This window comes from Bradyrhizobium sp. 138 (assembly GCF_023074075.1).
Classification (GTDB): domain Bacteria; phylum Pseudomonadota; class Alphaproteobacteria; order Rhizobiales; family Xanthobacteraceae; genus Bradyrhizobium.
The window spans coordinates 597145-614591 of record NZ_JADPKT010000003.1; the positions used below are offsets into that span (position 1 = coordinate 597145).

The 17447-nt window shown below is 64.0% G+C and carries 15 protein-coding genes; 7 read left to right on the top strand and 8 right to left on the bottom strand.

The window, feature by feature from the left end; genetic code table 11:
* Positions 1–42: 42 nt before the first annotated feature.
* Positions 43–2082: a HAMP domain-containing methyl-accepting chemotaxis protein gene (locus IVA79_RS03780; protein WP_247550427.1), complete on the bottom strand. Its 2040-nt coding sequence runs from the start codon at positions 2080–2082 to the stop codon at positions 43–45.
* 390 nt (positions 2083–2472) lie between these two features.
* Here IVA79_RS03780 and IVA79_RS03785 point away from each other — a divergent pair, with 390 nt between their 5' ends.
* The 4 genes from IVA79_RS03785 (at position 2473) to IVA79_RS03800 (ending at position 7581) form a co-directional block, all read left to right on the top strand.
* A complete protein-coding gene (locus IVA79_RS03785) occupies positions 2473–2958 on the top strand; it encodes a (2Fe-2S)-binding protein (RefSeq protein ID WP_247550429.1) in 486 nt (161 codons plus the stop codon).
* A gap of 80 nt (positions 2959–3038) precedes the next feature.
* The gene (locus tag IVA79_RS03790; RefSeq protein ID WP_247550430.1) at positions 3039–5381 is read left to right on the top strand and encodes a xanthine dehydrogenase family protein molybdopterin-binding subunit; all 2343 of its coding nucleotides are present in this window, start codon (positions 3039–3041) and stop codon (positions 5379–5381) included.
* A 14-nt stretch (positions 5382–5395) separates the two neighbouring features.
* On the top strand, positions 5396–6196 hold the full coding sequence (locus IVA79_RS03795) for a xanthine dehydrogenase family protein subunit M (protein ID WP_247550432.1): 801 nt from the start codon (positions 5396–5398) through the stop codon (positions 6194–6196).
* A 272-nt stretch (positions 6197–6468) separates the two neighbouring features.
* Positions 6469–7581 (top strand): CaiB/BaiF CoA-transferase family protein, encoded by a 1113-nt coding sequence (locus IVA79_RS03800; protein ID WP_247550433.1) that lies wholly within the window; start codon positions 6469–6471, stop codon positions 7579–7581.
* A 131-nt stretch (positions 7582–7712) separates the two neighbouring features.
* On the opposite strand, the gene hppD is transcribed toward IVA79_RS03800, so the two are convergent.
* Positions 7713–8828 carry a 4-hydroxyphenylpyruvate dioxygenase gene (gene hppD / locus IVA79_RS03805; RefSeq protein ID WP_247550434.1) on the bottom strand — a complete coding sequence of 372 codons (1116 nt, stop codon included), beginning with the start codon at positions 8826–8828 and terminating at the stop codon, positions 7713–7715.
* Between the two features lie 123 nt (positions 8829–8951).
* Here hppD and IVA79_RS03810 point away from each other — a divergent pair, with 123 nt between their 5' ends.
* A complete protein-coding gene (locus IVA79_RS03810; RefSeq protein ID WP_247550435.1) occupies positions 8952–9431 on the top strand; it encodes an Lrp/AsnC family transcriptional regulator in 480 nt (159 codons plus the stop codon).
* 72 nt (positions 9432–9503) lie between these two features.
* Positions 9504–9815, top strand: coding sequence for a DUF1272 domain-containing protein (locus IVA79_RS03815; RefSeq protein ID WP_247550436.1), 312 nt, complete (start codon positions 9504–9506; stop codon positions 9813–9815).
* A gap of 144 nt (positions 9816–9959) precedes the next feature.
* Here the strand turns inward: IVA79_RS03815 and fahA are convergent, their stop codons facing one another.
* The 5 genes from fahA to IVA79_RS03840 all read right to left on the bottom strand — a co-directional run bounded on the left by fahA (position 9960) and on the right by IVA79_RS03840 (position 15531).
* Positions 9960–11231: a fumarylacetoacetase gene (gene fahA / locus IVA79_RS03820; protein ID WP_247550437.1), complete on the bottom strand. Its 1272-nt coding sequence runs from the start codon at positions 11229–11231 to the stop codon at positions 9960–9962.
* A 118-nt stretch (positions 11232–11349) separates the two neighbouring features.
* Positions 11350–12696, bottom strand: coding sequence for a homogentisate 1,2-dioxygenase (hmgA, locus tag IVA79_RS03825; protein ID WP_247550439.1), 1347 nt, complete (start codon positions 12694–12696; stop codon positions 11350–11352).
* Complete coding sequence (locus tag IVA79_RS03830) at positions 12693–13655, bottom strand: MBL fold metallo-hydrolase (protein ID WP_247550440.1); 963 nt, start codon at positions 13653–13655, stop codon at positions 12693–12695. Before IVA79_RS03830 ends, hmgA begins: the two co-directional genes overlap by 4 nt.
* An 18-nt stretch (positions 13656–13673) precedes the next feature.
* The gene (locus IVA79_RS03835; protein ID WP_247550441.1) at positions 13674–13898 is read right to left on the bottom strand and encodes a DUF2783 domain-containing protein; all 225 of its coding nucleotides are present in this window, start codon (positions 13896–13898) and stop codon (positions 13674–13676) included.
* 7 nt (positions 13899–13905) lie between these two features.
* Positions 13906–15531, bottom strand: a complete 1626-nt coding sequence (locus IVA79_RS03840) for an FAD-dependent oxidoreductase (RefSeq protein ID WP_247550442.1) — start codon at positions 15529–15531, stop codon at positions 13906–13908.
* 110 nt (positions 15532–15641) lie between these two features.
* Between IVA79_RS03840 and IVA79_RS03845 the strand changes: the two genes are divergently transcribed.
* The gene (locus tag IVA79_RS03845) at positions 15642–16184 is read left to right on the top strand and encodes a MarR family transcriptional regulator (protein WP_247550443.1); all 543 of its coding nucleotides are present in this window, start codon (positions 15642–15644) and stop codon (positions 16182–16184) included.
* Between the two features lie 124 nt (positions 16185–16308).
* Here IVA79_RS03845 and IVA79_RS03850 read toward each other — a convergent pair whose 3' ends face one another.
* Complete coding sequence (locus IVA79_RS03850; RefSeq protein ID WP_247550444.1) at positions 16309–17115, bottom strand: N-acyl homoserine lactonase family protein; 807 nt, start codon at positions 17113–17115, stop codon at positions 16309–16311.
* Positions 17116–17447: the final 332 nt, after the last annotated feature.

The following is a 17447-nucleotide window of genomic DNA, read 5'->3' on the forward strand; positions in this document are numbered from 1 at the left end:
GAGTATGGAGCCGCGGCGGTGAGCCTAGAACACCCGCGAGCCCTACGCCGCCCGGATATTGCCCATGAAGCGATCGAGCTCGGCGCGCAGACGGGTGCTTTCCGATGACAGCGTCTTGGCCGAGTTCAGCACCTCCTCCGAGGCCGAGCCGGTTTCGGCGGCGCCGCGGTTGACCTGGCCGATATCGGTGGCCGCGGTCTGGGTGCCCTGCGCGACGGTCTGGACGCTGCGCGCGATCTCCTGCGTCGCTGCGCCCTGCTGCTCGACCGCGCTCGCGATCGAGGTCGAGATCGACGAGATCTGGCCGATGGTCGCCCCGATCTCCTTGATCGCGGCGACCGATTCCGCCGTGGCGCCCTGCATGCCCGTGATGTGCGAGGAGATCTCGTCCGTGGCCTTCGCGGTCTGGCTCGCCAGCGACTTCACTTCGCTGGCGACCACGGCGAAGCCACGGCCGGCCTCACCGGCACGCGCCGCCTCGATGGTGGCATTGAGCGCCAGCAGATTGGTCTGCTCGGCGATCGCCGTGATCAGCTTGACCACTTCGCCGATCTGCTGGGCCGCATGCGAGAGCTTGCCGATGCGCCCGTCGGTCTCCTTGGCCTGAACCACGGCAGCCTCGGCAATGCGGCTGGAGTCGCGGACCTGGCGGCCGATCTCCTCGACCGAGGCCGAGAGCTCTTCGGTGGCGGTCGCGACCGACTGCATGTTGGAGGAGGCCTGCTCGGAGACGCCGGCGACCTGGCTCGACAGGCTCTGCGTGGTCTCGGCGGTGCGGGTCAGCGTCGAGGCCGCCGTTTCCAGCTGCACGGCCGAGGCCGAGACGTTGGAGACGATGGCGCCGACCGCGCTTTCGAAATCGTCGGCAAAGCGGATCAGCTCGGCGCGCCGGCTGGCAGCCTGCTCGCGGTTCTGGGCCTCGCTGGCGGCGGCGTCACGCTCGGCCTTTGCGACAGCCTGGACCTTGAACTCCTCGATCGCACCGGCCATCTCGCCGATCTCGTCCTTGCGGCCGAGACCCGGCAGCACGACGTCGAAATTGCCCGAGGCCAGCTCGCGCATCGCCTTGCACATCGCGATCATCGGACGCGAGATGCCGGTGCCGAGCAGGAAGGCGAGAACCGCACCAAGCAGCGTACCGCCAATCGCGAGGATCAGAACCAGTTGCTCGGTCCGCCCGATGGTCGCTTCCGACTCCTGGTCCAGCCGTTGCTGTTCGGCGACGAGGTCCGCCTTCATGGCGGTCGCGCCTTGCAGGATCGCGCCGGCCGAGCGGCTCATCTCGGTGACGAGGTCGTCGACCAGTTTGGCTTGCGCGATCAGCTTCTCCAGTGCTTCGCGATAGGCGGTGAGAAACGCTTTGGCCTCTTTCAGGCCGGCGACGATCTTGTCGTCCATGGAATAGACCGCGCCGAGTGAGTTCTCGACGAACTTCAGTCGCGCCATCGCACTTGCTCCGATGGCCTGGTCGGAGTTGAGGATGAAATTGCTCGCGGCCGCACTGGCGGTCTGGAATTGGGCGTTGACCTGCTTGGTGCCGAACTCGATCGCCTGCGCCTCGGAGTCGGAGGCGTTGTTACCGACGTCATCCAGCTTGTATTTCAGCAGGTTGGCGTTGCGCTGAAGCTGATTCTGGACCAGAAGCGCGCTGTCGCGCTTGGCCTGCAGTATCTTGGCGAAAGTCGCCGAGAAGTTGGAGAATTCCTTGGCGAGCTTGTTCAGGCTCTCCAGCCGCGCCGGCTTCTTGGCATTCTTGATCGCCTGATCGATGGCATTCTTCAGGCTGGCTTCAGTGTCCAGCGCCGCCTTGGCGTCGTCTTCCTTACCGGTCACCACGAAGTAACGGGCGGCCGAGCGATAGCCGAGCAGTTCGCGATCGATATTGCGGGCAAGATCGGCCTCCGAGACGCTGCCACGGTAGGATCCGACGCCGTCCGAAACGCGCTCGAAGCCGAAATAGGAGAAGGCCATGCTGCCGGCGGAGATCGCCAGCACGACGGCAAAACCGAGGATGATCTTGGCGCGGAACCTGAGCGTGGGAAATATTGTGCGCTTTGACGGCGACGCGGTACGCCCGGACATTCCCACCCCCATTATTTATTCCAAACAGCCGCGATCCGAAGGCGCCCCGCCTCCCCGACCGCATGCGCAAAACTAAGGCAGAATCAATAAGGGGCGGTAAATTCGTCCTATCTGCGCGCTTCGGCCTCCTCGGCCAAAAGGCCCACCAATGGGGGCACCTGCTGGCATCCCACGCAACTGCGCACCTTAATATGAGAATATGCTGGGAATCGCGCTCGCCCTCGCCTCAGCCGCCTAGCCGAGGACGCCGACTCGCGGCTGCAAGCCATTGTGTCCCCGGCTGGATCAATGACTTTTCCATGACGCGGGCGACCAAAATCCTAGTTGCAAAGTTCCGGGTGGCTGTCTCTAATTAGAAACAATCAAAATCAATCCCGGGAGGACTACACCGTGTCTACAGTCAAACTGACAGTGAACGGCAAGGCCGTTTCTGTCGACGTCGAGGACCGCACGCTGCTGGTCCAGCTCCTGCGCGATCACCTCAATCTCACGGGGACCCATGTCGGCTGCGACACCAGCCAGTGCGGCGCCTGTGTCGTGCACATGGACGGCAGGGCGGTGAAATCCTGCACCATGCTGGCGGGCCAGGCCGACGGCGCCAACATCACCACCATCGAGGGCATCGCCAAGGGAGACGAACTGCATCCGATGCAGGCCGCGTTCCGCGACAATCACGGCCTGCAATGCGGCTATTGCACGCCGGGCATGATCATGTCGGCGATCGACATCGTCCAGCGCCATGGTGGCCAGCTCGACGAAGCCACCGTGCGTCAGGAGCTCGAGGGCAATATCTGCCGCTGCACCGGCTACCACAACATCGTCAAAGCCGTGCTGGATGCGGCCGGCCGCATGAAGGTTGCGCAGGCGGCCGAGTAAGGCGGCCGCCTCAACAAGAAAACCACTGCGCTTTCGAGGGAAAGCGCGGGTCAACGAATTTCCGGTCGGGAGGACCAGACATGGGTGTTGAAGGTATCGGCGCGCGCGTCGTGCGCAAGGAAGACAAGCGTTTCATTACCGGCAAGGGCCGCTACGTCGACGACATCAAGCTGACGGGCATGACCCATGCCTATTTCATCCGCAGCTCGCACGCGCATGCCAAGGTGAAGGGGATCGATTCCTCTGCTGCGCTGAAGATGCCGGGCGTGGTCGCCGTGCTCACCGGCAAGCAGCTCGTCGACGACAAGGTCGGCAACCTCATTTGCGGCTGGGCCATCACCTCCAAGGACGGCAGTCCGATGAAGATGGGCGCATGGCCGGCGATGGCGCCGGAGACGGTGCGCTTCGTCGGGCAGGCCGTCGCAGTCGTGATCGCCGAAAGCAAGAATCTGGCGCGCGACGCCGCGGAAGCGGTCGTTGTCGATTACGAAGAACTTCCCGCCGTCGCCGACATCCAGGCCGCGATCAAATCAGGCGCGCCGCAGCTGCACCCTGAAGCCCCCGGCAACCAGGTCTATGACTGGGTGCTCGGCGACGAGGGCGCGGTGAGCTCCGCCTTCTCGAAGGCTGCCAATGTGGTCAAGCTCGACGTCACGAACAACCGCCTCGCCCCCAACGCGATGGAGCCCCGCGCGGCGATCGCCGATTACGACGCGGCGGAGGAGCATTTCACGCTCTATACGACCTCGCAAAACCCGCACGTCGCCCGCCTCGTGCTGTCGGCGTTCTACAACATCGCCCCTGAGCACAAGCTGCGGGTGATCGCCCCCGATGTCGGCGGCGGCTTCGGCTCCAAGATCTTCATCTATCCCGAAGAGATGGTGGCGCTGTGGGCCTCGAAGAAGGTCGGCCGTCCCGTGAAATGGACCGGCGACCGCACCGAGGCCTTCCTCACCGACGCGCATGGCCGCGACCATGTCACCCATGCCGAGATGGCGTTCGACGCCAACAACAAGATCACCGGCCTCAGGGTGAAGACCTACGCCAATTTCGGCGCCTACATGTCGCTGTTCTCGTCCTCGGTGCCGACCTATCTCTACGCGACGCTGCTGTCGGGCCAGTACAACATCCCGGCGATCCATGCCGAGGTGATCGGGGTCTACACCAACACCACGCCGGTCGATGCCTATCGTGGTGCAGGCCGCCCCGAGGCCAGCTATCTGATCGAACGGTTGATGGAAACGGCGGCGCGGCAGCTCAAGGTCGATCCGGCTCAGCTGCGCCGGACCAACTTCATCACCCAGTTCCCGCACCAAACGCCTGTGATCATGGCCTATGACACCGGCGACTTTAACGCTTCCCTCGATGCCGCCATGAAGGCGATCGACTATGCCGGCTTCCCTGCCCGCAAGGCGCACGCCAAGTCACAAGGCAAGCTGCGCGGCATCGGCGTGTCCTGCTACATCGAGGCCTGCGGCATCGCGCCGTCGAAGGCGGTCGGCAGCCTGGGGGCCGGCGTGGGCTTGTGGGAATCGGCCGAGGTGCGCGTCAATCCGGTCGGCACCATCGAGATCCTCACGGGCTCGCACAGCCACGGCCAGGGTCACGAGACCACGTTCTGCCAGCTCGTCGCGGAGCGCCTCGGCGTCCCGATCAGCCAGGTCTCGATCGTCCATGGCGACACCGACAAGGTGCAGTTCGGCATGGGCACCTACGGCTCGCGCTCGGCGGCCGTCGGTCTCACCGCGATCCTAAAGGCGATGGAGAAGATGGAATCCAAGGCCAAGAAGATTGCGGCGCATGCGCTGGAAGCTTCCGAGGCCGACATCGTCATCGAGAACGGCGAGTTCAAGGTGACCGGCACCGACAAGGCGATCGCCCTGCCGATGGTCGCACTCGCGGCCTATACCGCGCACAATCTGCCTGAGGGGATGGAGCCAGGCTTGAAGGAGAGCGCCTTCTACGACCCGACCAACTTCACCTTCCCGGCCGGCGCCTATATCTGCGAGCTCGAGGTCGATCCCGGCACCGGCAAGACCTCCTTCGTCAACTTCGTCGCGGCCGATGATTTCGGCCGGCTGATCAACCCGATGATCGTCGAAGGCCAGGTCCATGGCGGCCTTGTTCAAGGCATCGGACAGGCGCTGCTCGAACATGCGATCTACGACGCCAACGGCCAGCCGGTCACGGCCTCGTTCATGGACTACGCCATGCCGCGCGCCGACGATGTGCCGTCGTTCAACCTGTCCCACACCACGACGCTGTGCCCGGGCAATCCCCTGGGCATCAAGGGCTGCGGTGAGGCCGGCGCGATCGGGGCGTCAGCGGCCGTGATCAACGCGATCACGGACGCGATCGACAAGAACAATCTGGAAATGCCCGCAACCCCTGATCGGGTGTGGCGCACGATCCACGCGGCTTAAGAGGAGGACCGAAGATGTACCAGACCACTTATCATCGCGCTTCCTCGGTCGACGAAGCCGTCAGCCTGTTCGGCAAGAGCAGCGAGGCGAAATTCCTCGCCGGCGGCCAGACGCTGTTGCCGGTCATGAAGCAGCGCCTCGCCAGTCCGTCTGATGTCATCGACCTCGGCAAGATCAAGGAGTTGCAGGGCGTCGAGCTGTCAGGCGACACTTTGACCATCAAGGCCGCCACGACCTATTACGACATCATGACGAACGCCGATGTGAAGAAGGCGATTCCCGCGATCGCCTATCTCACCTCGGTGCTCGGCGATCCCGCGGTACGCTATCGCGGCACGATCGGCGGCTCGATCGCCAACAACGATCCCGCGGCGGATTTCCCCGCCGCGCTGCTCGCGCTCGGCGCCACCGTCAAAACCAACAAGCGGTCGATTGCGGCGGAGGACTTCTTCCAGGGCCTGTTCTCGACGGCGCTCGAAGACGGCGAGATCATCACAGCCGTGTCGTTCCCGGTGCCGGCGAAGGCAGGCTATGAGAAGATGCGGCATCCGGCGTCGCGTTTCGCCTTGACCGGCGTGTTCGTCGCGCAGACCAAATCGGGTGAGGTTCGGGTGGCCGCCACAGGCGCCTCGCAGAGCGGTGTGATGCGGGTGCCCGCGATCGAAGCCGCGCTGAAGGCGAACTGGTCGCCATCGGCGATCGACAGCGTCAGCATTTCGGCAAGCGGATTGCTGGCCGACATCCACGGCACCGCCGAGTACCGGGCTAATCTGGTCAAGGTGATGGCGCAACGCGCGGTCGCTGCCGCGAGCTGAGCATGATCCGGAAAAGTGTGAAGCGGTTTTCCGACCAGATCATGCTCAAAAGACACTAAAGCGCGGTTGCGCTTTAGCGTCTCGACACAAATTTTCCGCGGCGCGCACTTCGGTGCGCGCCGTTTTATTTTGCCCATGCGGCATGAAAACCGCTTGCCTCGCTGGTGCGAAGGCGAGAAAAGTTAATCAGCCAATTAACTCGCCCCAAAGAGCAATGTCAGAGGTGATTGCCGCACCACCGGCATCCGCCCGCGACCCGAGGAAACAACAACGTGCTCGACAAACCAGCCCCCACCTCGACCATCCGCACCTCCGGCCCGCTCTCGGGCTTCCGCATCGTCGAATTCGCCGGCATCGGGCCCGGCCCGTTCGCCTGCATGATGCTGGCCGACATGGGCGCCGAAGTCGTCACGCTCGACCGCGTCGGCGCCAAGAAGAGCATGAAGTCGGTGGCGGGGCGCGGCCGCAAGGTGATCGAGCTCGACCTCAAGGACAAGGCAGCGATCGCACAGGTGCTCGACCTGCTCGCCAGCGCCGACGCGCTGGTCGAAGGCTTCCGTCCCGGCGTGATGGAGCGGCTCGGCCTCGGGCCCGATGTCGTGCTCGCACGCAACCCGAAGCTGGTCTACGGCCGCATGACCGGCTGGGGCCAGGAAGGCCCGCTGGCGAACGCGGCCGGCCACGACATCAATTACATCTCCATCACCGGTGCGCTCGCCGCCATCGGCACGAAGGACGCGCCGGTGCCGCCGCTCAATCTGGTCGGTGATTTCGGCGGCGGCGCGCTCTATCTCGTCGTCGGCGTGCTCGCCGCGCTGCTGGAAGCATCAAAGTCCGGCAAGGGCCAGGTCGTCGATGCCGCGATGTGCGACGGCGCGGCCTCGCTGATGTCGTTCTTCTTCGACATGACCACGATGGGACGCTGGACCGAAGGGCGCAACCAGAACTTCCTCGACGGCGGCGCGCATTTCTACGGTGTCTATGAATGCGCCTGCGGGCACTTCATTTCGATCGGCTCGATCGAGCCGCAGTTCTACGCGCTGCTTCGCGAGCATGCGGGCCTGACGGACGCCGATTTCGACGCGCAGATGGACCGCAACGCCTGGCCGGCGCTGAAGGAGAAGCTCAAGGCGGTGTTCAAGAGCAAGACGCGCGAGGACTGGTGCAAGATCATGGAAGGCACCGACATCTGCTTCGCGCCGGTGCTGACCATGTCGGAGGCCACGCAGCATCCGCACATGGTCGCGCGCAACGTCTTCGTCGAACGTCACGGCGTGAAACAGCCCGCCCCCGCGCCGCGTTTCTCGCGCACACCGTCGGCAGTACGCGAGCCGGAGGGCGCGGAGATCGGGGCGGTGATGGCTGCGTGGAAGGCAGGGAAGTAGTCCCACGCGCGAATCCGTAGGGTGGGCAAAGGCGCGCTTGCGCCGTGCCACATTCTCCCCGCAATTTGATAAAGGTGGTGGGCACGCTTGCGCTTTGCCCACCCGACGGCAGCGTGAGTGACCGCGGCGACCTACGCCGCGTCCACCTTCAGCACCCCGCGCCGGATCTGATCCTCCTCGATCGATTCGAACAGGGCCTTGAAATTGCCCTCGCCGAACCCGTCGTCGCCCTTGCGCTGGATGAATTCGAAGAAGATCGGGCCGATGGCGTTCGCCGAGAAGATCTGCAGCAGCACCTTGGTCTGGCCGCCCTCGACCACGCCCTCGCCGTCGATCAGGATGCCGTTCTTCTGGAGGCGCGCGAGGTCCTCGCCATGCTTGGGCAGGCGCGTATCGATCTTCTCGAAATAAGTGTCGGGCGGCGGCGGCATGAACGGCAGGCCGGCCTCACGCAGGTCTTCGATGGTGCGGTAGATATCGCGGCAGCCGCAGGCGATGTGCTGGATGCCTTCGCCACGATAGGTCTTCAGATATTCCTCGATCTGGCCGGACTCGCCGGCGTCCTCATTGATCGGAATCCGGATCTTGCCGTCCGGGCTGGTCAGCGCGCGCGAGAACAGGCCGGAGGCGCGACCCTCGATGTCGAAGAAGCGGATCTGGCGGAAGTTGAAAAGCTTCTCGTAGAAGCCGGCCCAGACATCCATGCGGCCGCGATGGACGTTGTGGGTGAGGTGGTCGAGATAGAACAGGCCGGCGCCGACCGGCCGCGGGTCGCGCGCGCCCAGCCATTCGAATTCGGCATCATAGGCCGAGCCCTTGGCGCCGTAGCGATCGACCAGATAGAGCAGGCTGCCGCCGATGCCCTTGATCGCGGGCACATCGAGCGTCTTCTGGGCCGACGACACATCGGCCGGCTCGGCGCCGAGCGAAATCGCGCGCTCATAAGCCGCCTTCGCATCGACGACGCGGAACGCCATCGAGGGCGCGCAGGGGCCGTGCGCGGCGACGAACTCGGTGCCGTGGGTGCCGGGCTCCTCATTGACGAGATAATTGATATCGCCCTGGCGATAGACCGTGATCTTCTTGCTCTTGTGGCGCGCGACGGGCGCATAGCCCATCAGCTTGAAGAGCGCGTGCAACTCGCCCGGATTGGGGTGGGCATATTCGACGAACTCGAAGCCGTCGGTCCCCATCGGATTGTCGGCGCTGACAGTGGCAGGCGGCGCATCGTGCGGAAACGGTCCCATTGGCTACTCTCCCAAATTGCTGCTGGGAGGAATTATCCTTCATGGCGGCTGCAATGAGCGTGCAAACAGGACGGCTTTTGGCTATCTTATGCACGATCCGTGCATGAAATTGATAGATGACGCATGATATCGGTTGACGCCTTCGACCTCAAGATCCTGACCGCGCTTCAGGATGACGGCCGCCTCACCAATCAGGAGCTCGCCGACCTCGCGGGCCTCTCCGCCTCGCAATGCTCGCGCCGGCGCATGCGGCTGGAGGAGGAGAAGGTGATCGCGGGTTATCACGCCGATCTCTCCAGCGAGGCGCTCGGCTTCGGCGTGATCGCCTTCATCCAGGTCGGGCTTGCGACTCATTCGCCAGATAATTCGAAGCGGTTTCGCGCCCTGGTCAATCGCATCGACGAAATCCAGGAGGCCTATTCGCTCACTGGCGATGCCGATTACGTGCTGAAGGCGGTGCTGCGCGATCTCAAGGGCCTCTCCAACCTCGTCAACGACGTCTTGATGCCGCACCAGAGCGTCGCGCATGTGCGCTCCTCGATCGTGCTGGATCGGCTGAAGGAAAGCTCAAAGCTGCCGCTCAAGGAAGTCAAGGCCGGCTGAAATCGAGGGAACTACGGCATTCGCGCTGGCTAGGCGATCTGCGATGATCCCGACCAATCCGGAGATTCTGCCATGGCCCTCCAGCTTCGACCGAACTGCGAATATTGCGACCGCGACCTGCCGCCTGGTGCAACAGATGCGCGGATCTGCTCCTATGAATGCACGTTCTGTGCGGATTGCGTGGAGACGAAGCTCTCCAACGTCTGTCCGAATTGCGGCGGCGGTTTCGCGCCACGCCCGATCCGCCCCACGCAGGAATGGCGGCCAGGTGTGTGCACGACCAAGCAGGTACCGTCAGACAAGCGCGTGCATTTGAAGTACAGCGTGGAGGACGTCGCGGCGCATTGCGCGCGGATACGCGACGTGCCGCCAGACAAACGATAGGTCTCGTAGGGTGGGCAAAGGCGCCCTTGCGCCGTGCCCACGTTCTCTCTCCATCGTAACGAAATCGTGGACACGCTTCCGCCTTCGCTCTTCGAGCTACGGCGGACAAGTCGCTTTGCTCACCCTACGGCACCGGGCGCGCAGCTACTCCACCGCCACAACCGTCCCCTCGACCTCACCGAAACCGACGCGATAGCCGTTGCCCTGGCACCAGCCGCGCATGACGAGGCTGTCGCCGTCTTCCAGGAACGACCGTTTCACCCCGCCCGGCAGCTCGACCGGCTCGGTGCCGTTCCAGCTGATCTCCAGCAGGCTGCCGCGCTGGTTCTTCTCCGGGCCGGAGATGGTGCCGCTGCCTAAGAGATCGCCGACATTCATGGCGCAGCCGCTTGAGGCGTGGTGCATGAGCTGCTGCACCGAGGACCAGTACATGTATTTGAAATTGGTGCGGCTGATGCTGGCGGGCGCGTTGGCGCCGGCGGCGCGCAGGGAGACGTCGAGTTCGACGTCGTAGTTCTGCGGTTTCGCCTGCTTGAGATAGTCGAGCGGCACCGGCTGCTGCTCCGGCCCCTTCAGGCGGAACGGCTCCAGCGCCTCGCGCGTCACCACCCACGGACTGATCGAGGTCGCGAACGCCTTGGCAAGGAACGGGCCGAGCGGGACATATTCCCATTGCTGGATGTCGCGCGCGCTCCAGTCGTTGAGCAGCACGAAGCCGAAGATCATCTCTTCGGCCTGTTGCTCTGTGAGCATGCCGCCCATGGCTGAGGGCTGGCCGACCACCACGCCCATCTCCAGCTCGAAATCGAGCCGCTTGCACGGCGCAAAACTCGGCAGTTCGACATTCGGCGGCTTCAGCTGCCCGCGCGGCCGTTCCACCTTGGTGCCGGAGACCACGACCGTGGAGGCGCGGCCGTTATAGGCGATCGGCATGTGCAGCCAGTTCGGCTGCAACGCATTGTCCTTGCCGCGGAACATCACGCCGACATTGGTGGCGTGCTCCATCGAGGAATAGAAATCGGTGTAGCCGGAGACGGTGAAGGGCATGTGCAGCTTCGCATCGCGCATCGGCACCAGCGCGGCCTTACGCAGCTTCTCATTGTCACGCAGCTCGGGATGATCCGCCCGCAGGAGTTCGCCGATCCGTGCGCGAGTTTTGCTCCAGATCTTCGGCCCCAGCGCCATGAACGGGTTTAGCGAGGCGCCAGCGAACACGCCGAGCGGGCCGACATCGAGCCGCGAATCCTGCTCGAGCTCCCAGAGATCGAGCACGCAATTGCCGATCGCGACACCAACGCGCGGGGTTGGATTGGCCGCGGTCGAGAACACGCCATAGGGCAGGTTCTGGATCGGGAAGTCGGAGGCGGCATCGACCTCGATGAAGGAGCGCAGGCTGGGGTCGTTGGGATGGGGCACACAAGTCTCCAATGATTTTTCCGTCATTCCGGGATGGTCCGAAGGACCAGACCTCAGGTGCGCAATTGCGCACCGGAGTTCGATGCTCCGCATCGCCCCGGAATGACGATCGAAAAAGCTACGGCTTGCTCGGATCGAACCGCTTCTCCAGGCCCTTCCAGCAATCGGCGTAATCGTCCTGCAGCGTCGAGGCCTTCGCCGCATGCGCGGTGACGCGCTGCGGATAGCGGGTCTCGAACATGAAGGCCATGGTGCCGGTCAGCTTCACCGGCTTCAATTCGCCGTTGCTGGCATGCTCGAAGGCGTCGCGATCGGGGCCGTGCGGCAGCATGCAATTGTGCAGGCTGATGCCGCCGGGAACGAAGCCTTGCGGCTTGGCATCATAGACGCCGTAAATCAGGCCCATGAACTCGCTCATGATGTTCATGTGATACCAGGGCGGGCGGAAGGTGTTTTCCGCGACCATCCAGCGTTCCGGGAAGATGACGAAGTCGATATTCGCCGTGCCCGCGGTCTCCGACGGCGAGGTCAGCACCGTGAAGATCGAGGGATCGGGATGATCGAAGCCGATCGCACCGATCGGCGAGAAGGTGCGCAGATCGTATTTGTAGGGCGCGTAATTGCCGTGCCAGGCGACGACGTCGATCGGCGAATGCGGCAAATTGGTCTTGAACAGCGCGCCGCCCCACTTCACGTAGAGCTCGGTCGGCGTGTCCTTGTCCTCGTAATGCGCAACCGGCGTGAGGAAGTCGCGCGCATTGGCGAGGCAATTGGCGCCGATCGGTCCCCGCTCCGGCAGCGTGAACGCGCCGCCGTAATTCTCGCAGAGATAGCCGCGGGCCGGCCCGTTCGGAATCTCGACGCGGAACTTGACGCCGCGCGGGATCACCACGATCTCGCCGGGCTCGGCGTCGATGCGGCCGAACTCGGTCACGATACGAAGATTGCCCTGCTGCAGCACGAACATCAGCTCGCCGTCGGCATTGTAGAAATGCTGGTCCACCATCGATTTGGTGATGAGGTAGACGTGCGCGGCCATGCCGGCCTGCGTGTTCACATCCCCCGCCGTCGTCATGGTCTGCACGCCCTGGACGAAGGTCACGTCATCCTTCGGCAGCGGCGTCGGGTCCCAGCGCATCTGCGCGATCGGCAAATCATATTCATGACACGGCGCCGAACGCCACAGGCCGGCATCGACCTTCTCGAAACGCCCCGAATGTTTCACCGAGGGGCGGATGCGGTAGAGCCAGGAGCGCTCATTGCTGCCGCGGGGTGCGGTGAAGGGCGAGCCCGAGAGTTGCTCGGCATAGAGGCCGTAAGCGCAGCGCTGCGGCGAGTTGCGCCCGATCGGCAGCGCGCCCGGCAGCGCCTCGGTCTCAAAGCTGTTGCCGAAGCCGGACATGTAGCCCGGCGTGACCTGGGCCGAGCTGCGGATGATCTGATCAGGCGAGGTGTTGATGTTCATGATGATCCTCCTCCTTGCAGGGCCGCCCACATGTCCTGGTCGCGCTTGTCGGTCCAGATCACGGGATCGTCGATCCCCGACGCTTCGTCGAAGGCGCGCGACACGTTGAACGGCAGGCAGTGCTCGTAGATGGCGAAGCTGTTAAATTTCGGATCCATCACCTCGCGCGTTGCCGCCATCGTCTCCTTCAGCGTGCGCCCCTTGGCAACCGAGATTTCGGCCGCGCCATAGAGCGAGGTGACGAAGTCGCGCGTCATCGCGATGGCTTCGCGCACGGTGGCCGTGCCCTTCAGCGCGTCACCGCGCCCCGGCGCGATCGCCTTGGGATTGAAGTTGCGGATCTCGTTCAGCGTCAGCGGCCATTCGCGCAAATGCGCATCGCCGCAATAGCAGGCCGAGTGATATTCGATGAGGTCGCCGGAGAACATTACCTCGGCATCAGGCACCCAGGCGACGATGTCGCCAGAGGTGTGGCCGGCGCCGAGCTGCATCAGCCGCACCTCGCGCTTGCCGAGATAGATCGACATCTCGCCTTCGAAGGTCAGGGTCGGCCAGGTCAGGCCCGGGATGCTCTGCGCATCCTGGAACAGGCGCGGGAAGCGGCCATATTCGGAATCCCAATCCTGCTTGCCGCGTTCCTCGATCAGCCGGTAGGTCTCCTGCGAGGCGACGATGCCTTGCGCCTTGTAGGCGGAAGCGCCCAGCACGCGCACCGCGTGATAATGCGACAGCACGACATATTTGATCGGCTTGTCGGTGACGGCGCGTACGCGCTCGATCACCTTGTTCGCCATCGCGGGCGTTGCCTGCGCGTCGAATACCAGGCAGCTATCGTCGCCGACGATGATGGCGGTGTTCGGATCGCCCTCGGCGGTGAAGGCATAGAGATCGGTGCCGATCTCGGAGAAGGTGATTGTCTTCTCGGAGAGGTCGCCGGTGGATGCGAAGTTCTTCGCCATCAATTCGTCCTTACAGGTTTATTGTTGTTGCTGTTGCTGCTGCTGGCCGTCGATCATGCGGCGCCTGGCGAGGGTGATCGCCTCGCGCAACACGTCGATGTCGCCGATATGGTTGGCGAGGATCAACACCAGCGCCGCGTCCAGATCGGCGCTCTGCTCCTCCGTGAGACCACGATGCGCCTCGGCGATGGCACGGAAGGCATCGTCAGGTCGCGCGAAGTTGGAGCTGGTGGACAGCGGCATGAAAACCTCAATTCAAACCTTGCGCCCGCGACAACGCAGCCGCAATCGACTCGCGTGTCGGATGGCGAAAGCGCGCCGCGACATAGCCGTCGGGCCGGAGCAGATAGGCGGTACCCGGCTCGGCGTCATAGCGCTTTGCGACGAGGCCCGCGGGATCGGCAAGTCCACCGCCGATGCGGATCTCCTTCACCCCGTCGGGCGCCGCGATCGCCGCGCCATTGCTGAACGACAGCAGGGTGAAGTCCGTTCCACCCTCGCGGAATGCATCCGTCAGATAGGTTTGCTCGGCAATCGGCGCATCGAGCATGGAGCAGCCGGGAGAAGGTCCGCCGCGCCAGGCTTCCGCATCCGGTGACGACAACGGCGAATCGTAGCTGCACGGCACCGAGAGCCGGCCGCCATTGACCATGCGCTTGCCGAACTCGGTCTCCTTGGCGAGCGACAGCACCGCCTTGCGCAGCCGCGCTTCCTGATGCGAGTTCGGCGCCATGAAGTCGGTCGAGCGCGTGGACTCGCGGATATTCTCGTCGGCCGCCATGCTACGCTCAGCATGATAGCTCTCGAGCAGGCTCGCGGGCGAAGTGCCCCGCAGCACGCGGTCGAGCTTCCAGGACAGATTTTCGGCGTCCTCGAGTCCGGAGTTGGCGCCGCGCGCCCCGAACGGCGAGACCTGATGTGCGGAGTCGCCGGCGAAGATCGCGCGGCCATGGATGAAGCGGTCCATCCGCCGGCATTGGAATTTGTACAGCGAGATCCACTCGAACGCGAAATTGTCGTGACCGAGCATGCGCGCGATCCGCGGCCGCACGTTCTCCGGCTTCTTCTCGACGACGGGGTCGGCGGAACGATTGAGCTGGAGATCGATGCGCCAGACGTCGTCGGGCTGCCGGTGCAGCAGCGCCGAGCGTCCGGCATGGAACGGCGGATCGAACCAGAACCAGCGCTCGGTCGGGAATTCCGCGGTCATCTTGACGTCGGCGATCAGGAACTGGTCCTCGAACACCTGTCCCGCGAACTCGGCGCCGACCATCTGCCGCAGCGAGGAGCGCGCGCCGTCACAGGCGATCACATATTGCGCATGCAGCCGATAGGCGCCTTCCGGCGTCTCGATCGTCAGCGCCACGCCGTCGTTGCGCTGCTCCAGCGCCGTCACCTTGTTGCGCCAGCGCAGGTCGATCTCGGGCAGATCCTGGATGCGATCGACCAGATAGGCCTCGGCGTAATATTGCTGCAGGTTGATGAAGGCGGGCCGCTTGTGGCCGTCCTCGGGCAGGAGGTTGAACTGGTAGAGCTGGGAGTCCCCGTGGAAGATACGGCCGACGCTCCACACCACGCCCTTGGCGACCATGCGGTCGCCGACGCCGAGCCGGTCCCAATATTCCAGCGACCTCTTCGAGAAGCAGATCGCGCGGGAGCCCTCGCCGATGCGATCGGCGTCATCCAGAAGCACGACGCGCTGGCCGCGCTGGGCGAGATCGATCGCGAGCGACAGCCCCACCGGACCGGCGCCGACAACCACGACCGGATGCTCGGCCGGGCTTTGGGCGGCGCGGTCCTGGTCGGGATGGCGGCGGTAGCCGAACTGGGCTTTGGCCTGATGCGTCTTGACCTCATGTGTCTTGGCCTGCGCCATACACGAACCCCGGCTCTGGTCAGGAGAAGACTGATCTGCTAGATAGTCTCACGTGCAACTATTTTGGACCGGAGCCGGTCGGCCGTCAACTGGAATTCGGAGCGCGCTCCTTGGCGAGGACATCTGGCGATATCGCAGTGAAGGCCCGCGAAGCCGAGGAGGCTTCCGCGCGGCCAAAGGCACGGCTCGACCTGTTCAAATTCGTCCCGTTCCGCCTCAACCGGCTTGCGGCCGAAGTCAGTTCCGCGCTCTCGGTCGAATATCAGGAACGGCATGGTCTCGACATTCCGGCCTGGCGCGTGATCGCCACGCTCGGGTTCCGCGTTGATGCCTGCAGCGCGCAGTACATCGCGCAATGCACCCGCACGCACAAATCGACCATCAGCCGCGCGGTGACCACGCTGCTCAATGAGGACCTGATCGAGCGGGTCGAGAACGAAGCCGACCGCCGCGAATTCCGCCTGCAACTGACCAAGAAGGGCCGCGCGCTCTACGAAGAGCTATTCCCGCAATTGCTGCGGCGGGAGGATGAGATCCTCGCCTGCCTCTCCCCGCAGGAGCGCAAGCAGCTCTCGATGCTACTCGGCAAGATCGAGCAGAGCCTCGATTTGATCCAGACCAGCGAAGAGGCCGACGCCAAGCAGGCGTATTGAACTCTCTACCCTCATGGTGAGGAGGCGCGAAGCGCCGTCTCGAACCATGAAGGCCCCGCTGCAGCATCCCGGCCTTCATCCTTCGAGACGCGCGCGAAGAGCGCGCCCTCAGGATGAGGGTCAACTATTTCGCAAACGACCGCGACGGCGGCAGATGCAGCGCCCAGGCATCGACCTTGTCGCTGGCGCGCGGATAGATCTCGGTCACAACAGGATCGTGGCCGGGAATGAATCGATCAGGATGGCCGGCGAGGCGCTCGATCGTCTCCCAGCCCACCGCCATGTCGCCGACATTGTAGACGATCGGGAACGGGCTGCGCCGTTGCAGATTGGCGTAGTAATGCGCGGCGTCGGACGCCAGCACCACCGGCCCGCGCGCGGTTTCGACCTTGACCACCTGCAAGCCGTCGGAATGGCCGCCGACGCGATGCACCGTGACGCCGGGCGCGACCTCGCCGTCGCCGGAATAGAAAGTGACGCGCTCGCCATAGACGTGACGCACCATCTGGGTGACGTGCTCGACCGAGAACGGATGGCGCAGCAGGCCGTTGCACATGCAGCGGCCGGTCGCGTAAGCCATCTCGCGCTCCTGCAGATGGAAGCGCGCATTCGGGAAGCGGTCGAGATTGCCGGCGTGGTCGTAATGCAGATGCGTGACGATGATGTCGCGAATGCTCGAGGCCGCGACGCCAAAGCGCTCCAGCGCATCGACCGGATTGAGCGTCAGCTTGCGCGCCCGCGCGCTGGCCTCCTCGGCATTGAAGCCGGTGTCGACCAGAATGTCGCGGCCGCCCCCGCGGATCAGCCAGACGAAATAGTCGAGGTCCTGCGCCGCGCTGTCATGCGGGTCGGGCTGAAGGAAGTTCATGCTGGGGGTGCGCGGCGACATCGTCGCATAACGCAGGGCGTAGATCTCGTAGGCGTTTCCCATGATTTTTGCTTGCTTTTCTGAGTGGGTCTTTCGGGACGATCCTGCGCAGCAAGCCATCGTCCGCTGCAAAGGTCAAACGCCCCCGGGGCGCGACGCAGCAGGCTTCAAAGTGAGACCAATCACATTTTGGTCGCCATGGGGGCCCTAACGTGCCGCCGGTAGAATCAAGCCGGATCGCATCGAGCACAATCATGACACCCCGTTTATTCCCCTTGCGGCACGCCCGGACGTTGCGGTCAATCGTCGCGATAACGCCGAATCTCCAAGTGGTTGACGCCCCCCGTCCCCGGTTTGATAATGCAGGAAGCGTAAGTTAAGGTCGCCGCGGCGCA

Bases quoted from the DNA above. Each gene is read 5' to 3' on its own strand.
- hmgA (WP_247550439.1), bottom strand. From the start codon at position 12,696: ATGAACATCAACACCTCGCCTGATCAGATCATCCGCAGCTCGGCCCAG.
- IVA79_RS03835 (WP_247550441.1), bottom strand. From the start codon at position 13,898: ATGCCGCTGTCCACCAGCTCCAACTTCGCGCGACCTGACGATGCCTTC.
- IVA79_RS03840 (WP_247550442.1), bottom strand. From the start codon at position 15,531: ATGGCGCAGGCCAAGACACATGAGGTCAAGACGCATCAGGCCAAAGCC.
- IVA79_RS03780 (WP_247550427.1), bottom strand. From the start codon at position 2,082: ATGTCCGGGCGTACCGCGTCGCCGTCAAAGCGCACAATATTTCCCACG.
- hppD (WP_247550434.1), bottom strand. From the start codon at position 8,828: ATGGGACCGTTTCCGCACGATGCGCCGCCTGCCACTGTCAGCGCCGAC.
- IVA79_RS03790 (WP_247550430.1), top strand. From the start codon at position 3,039: ATGGGTGTTGAAGGTATCGGCGCGCGCGTCGTGCGCAAGGAAGACAAG.
- IVA79_RS03830 (WP_247550440.1), bottom strand. From the start codon at position 13,655: ATGGCGAAGAACTTCGCATCCACCGGCGACCTCTCCGAGAAGACAATC.
- IVA79_RS03810 (WP_247550435.1), top strand. From the start codon at position 8,952: ATGATATCGGTTGACGCCTTCGACCTCAAGATCCTGACCGCGCTTCAG.
- IVA79_RS03850 (WP_247550444.1), bottom strand. From the start codon at position 17,115: ATGGGAAACGCCTACGAGATCTACGCCCTGCGTTATGCGACGATGTCG.
- IVA79_RS03815 (WP_247550436.1), top strand. From the start codon at position 9,504: ATGGCCCTCCAGCTTCGACCGAACTGCGAATATTGCGACCGCGACCTG.
- IVA79_RS03795 (WP_247550432.1), top strand. From the start codon at position 5,396: ATGTACCAGACCACTTATCATCGCGCTTCCTCGGTCGACGAAGCCGTC.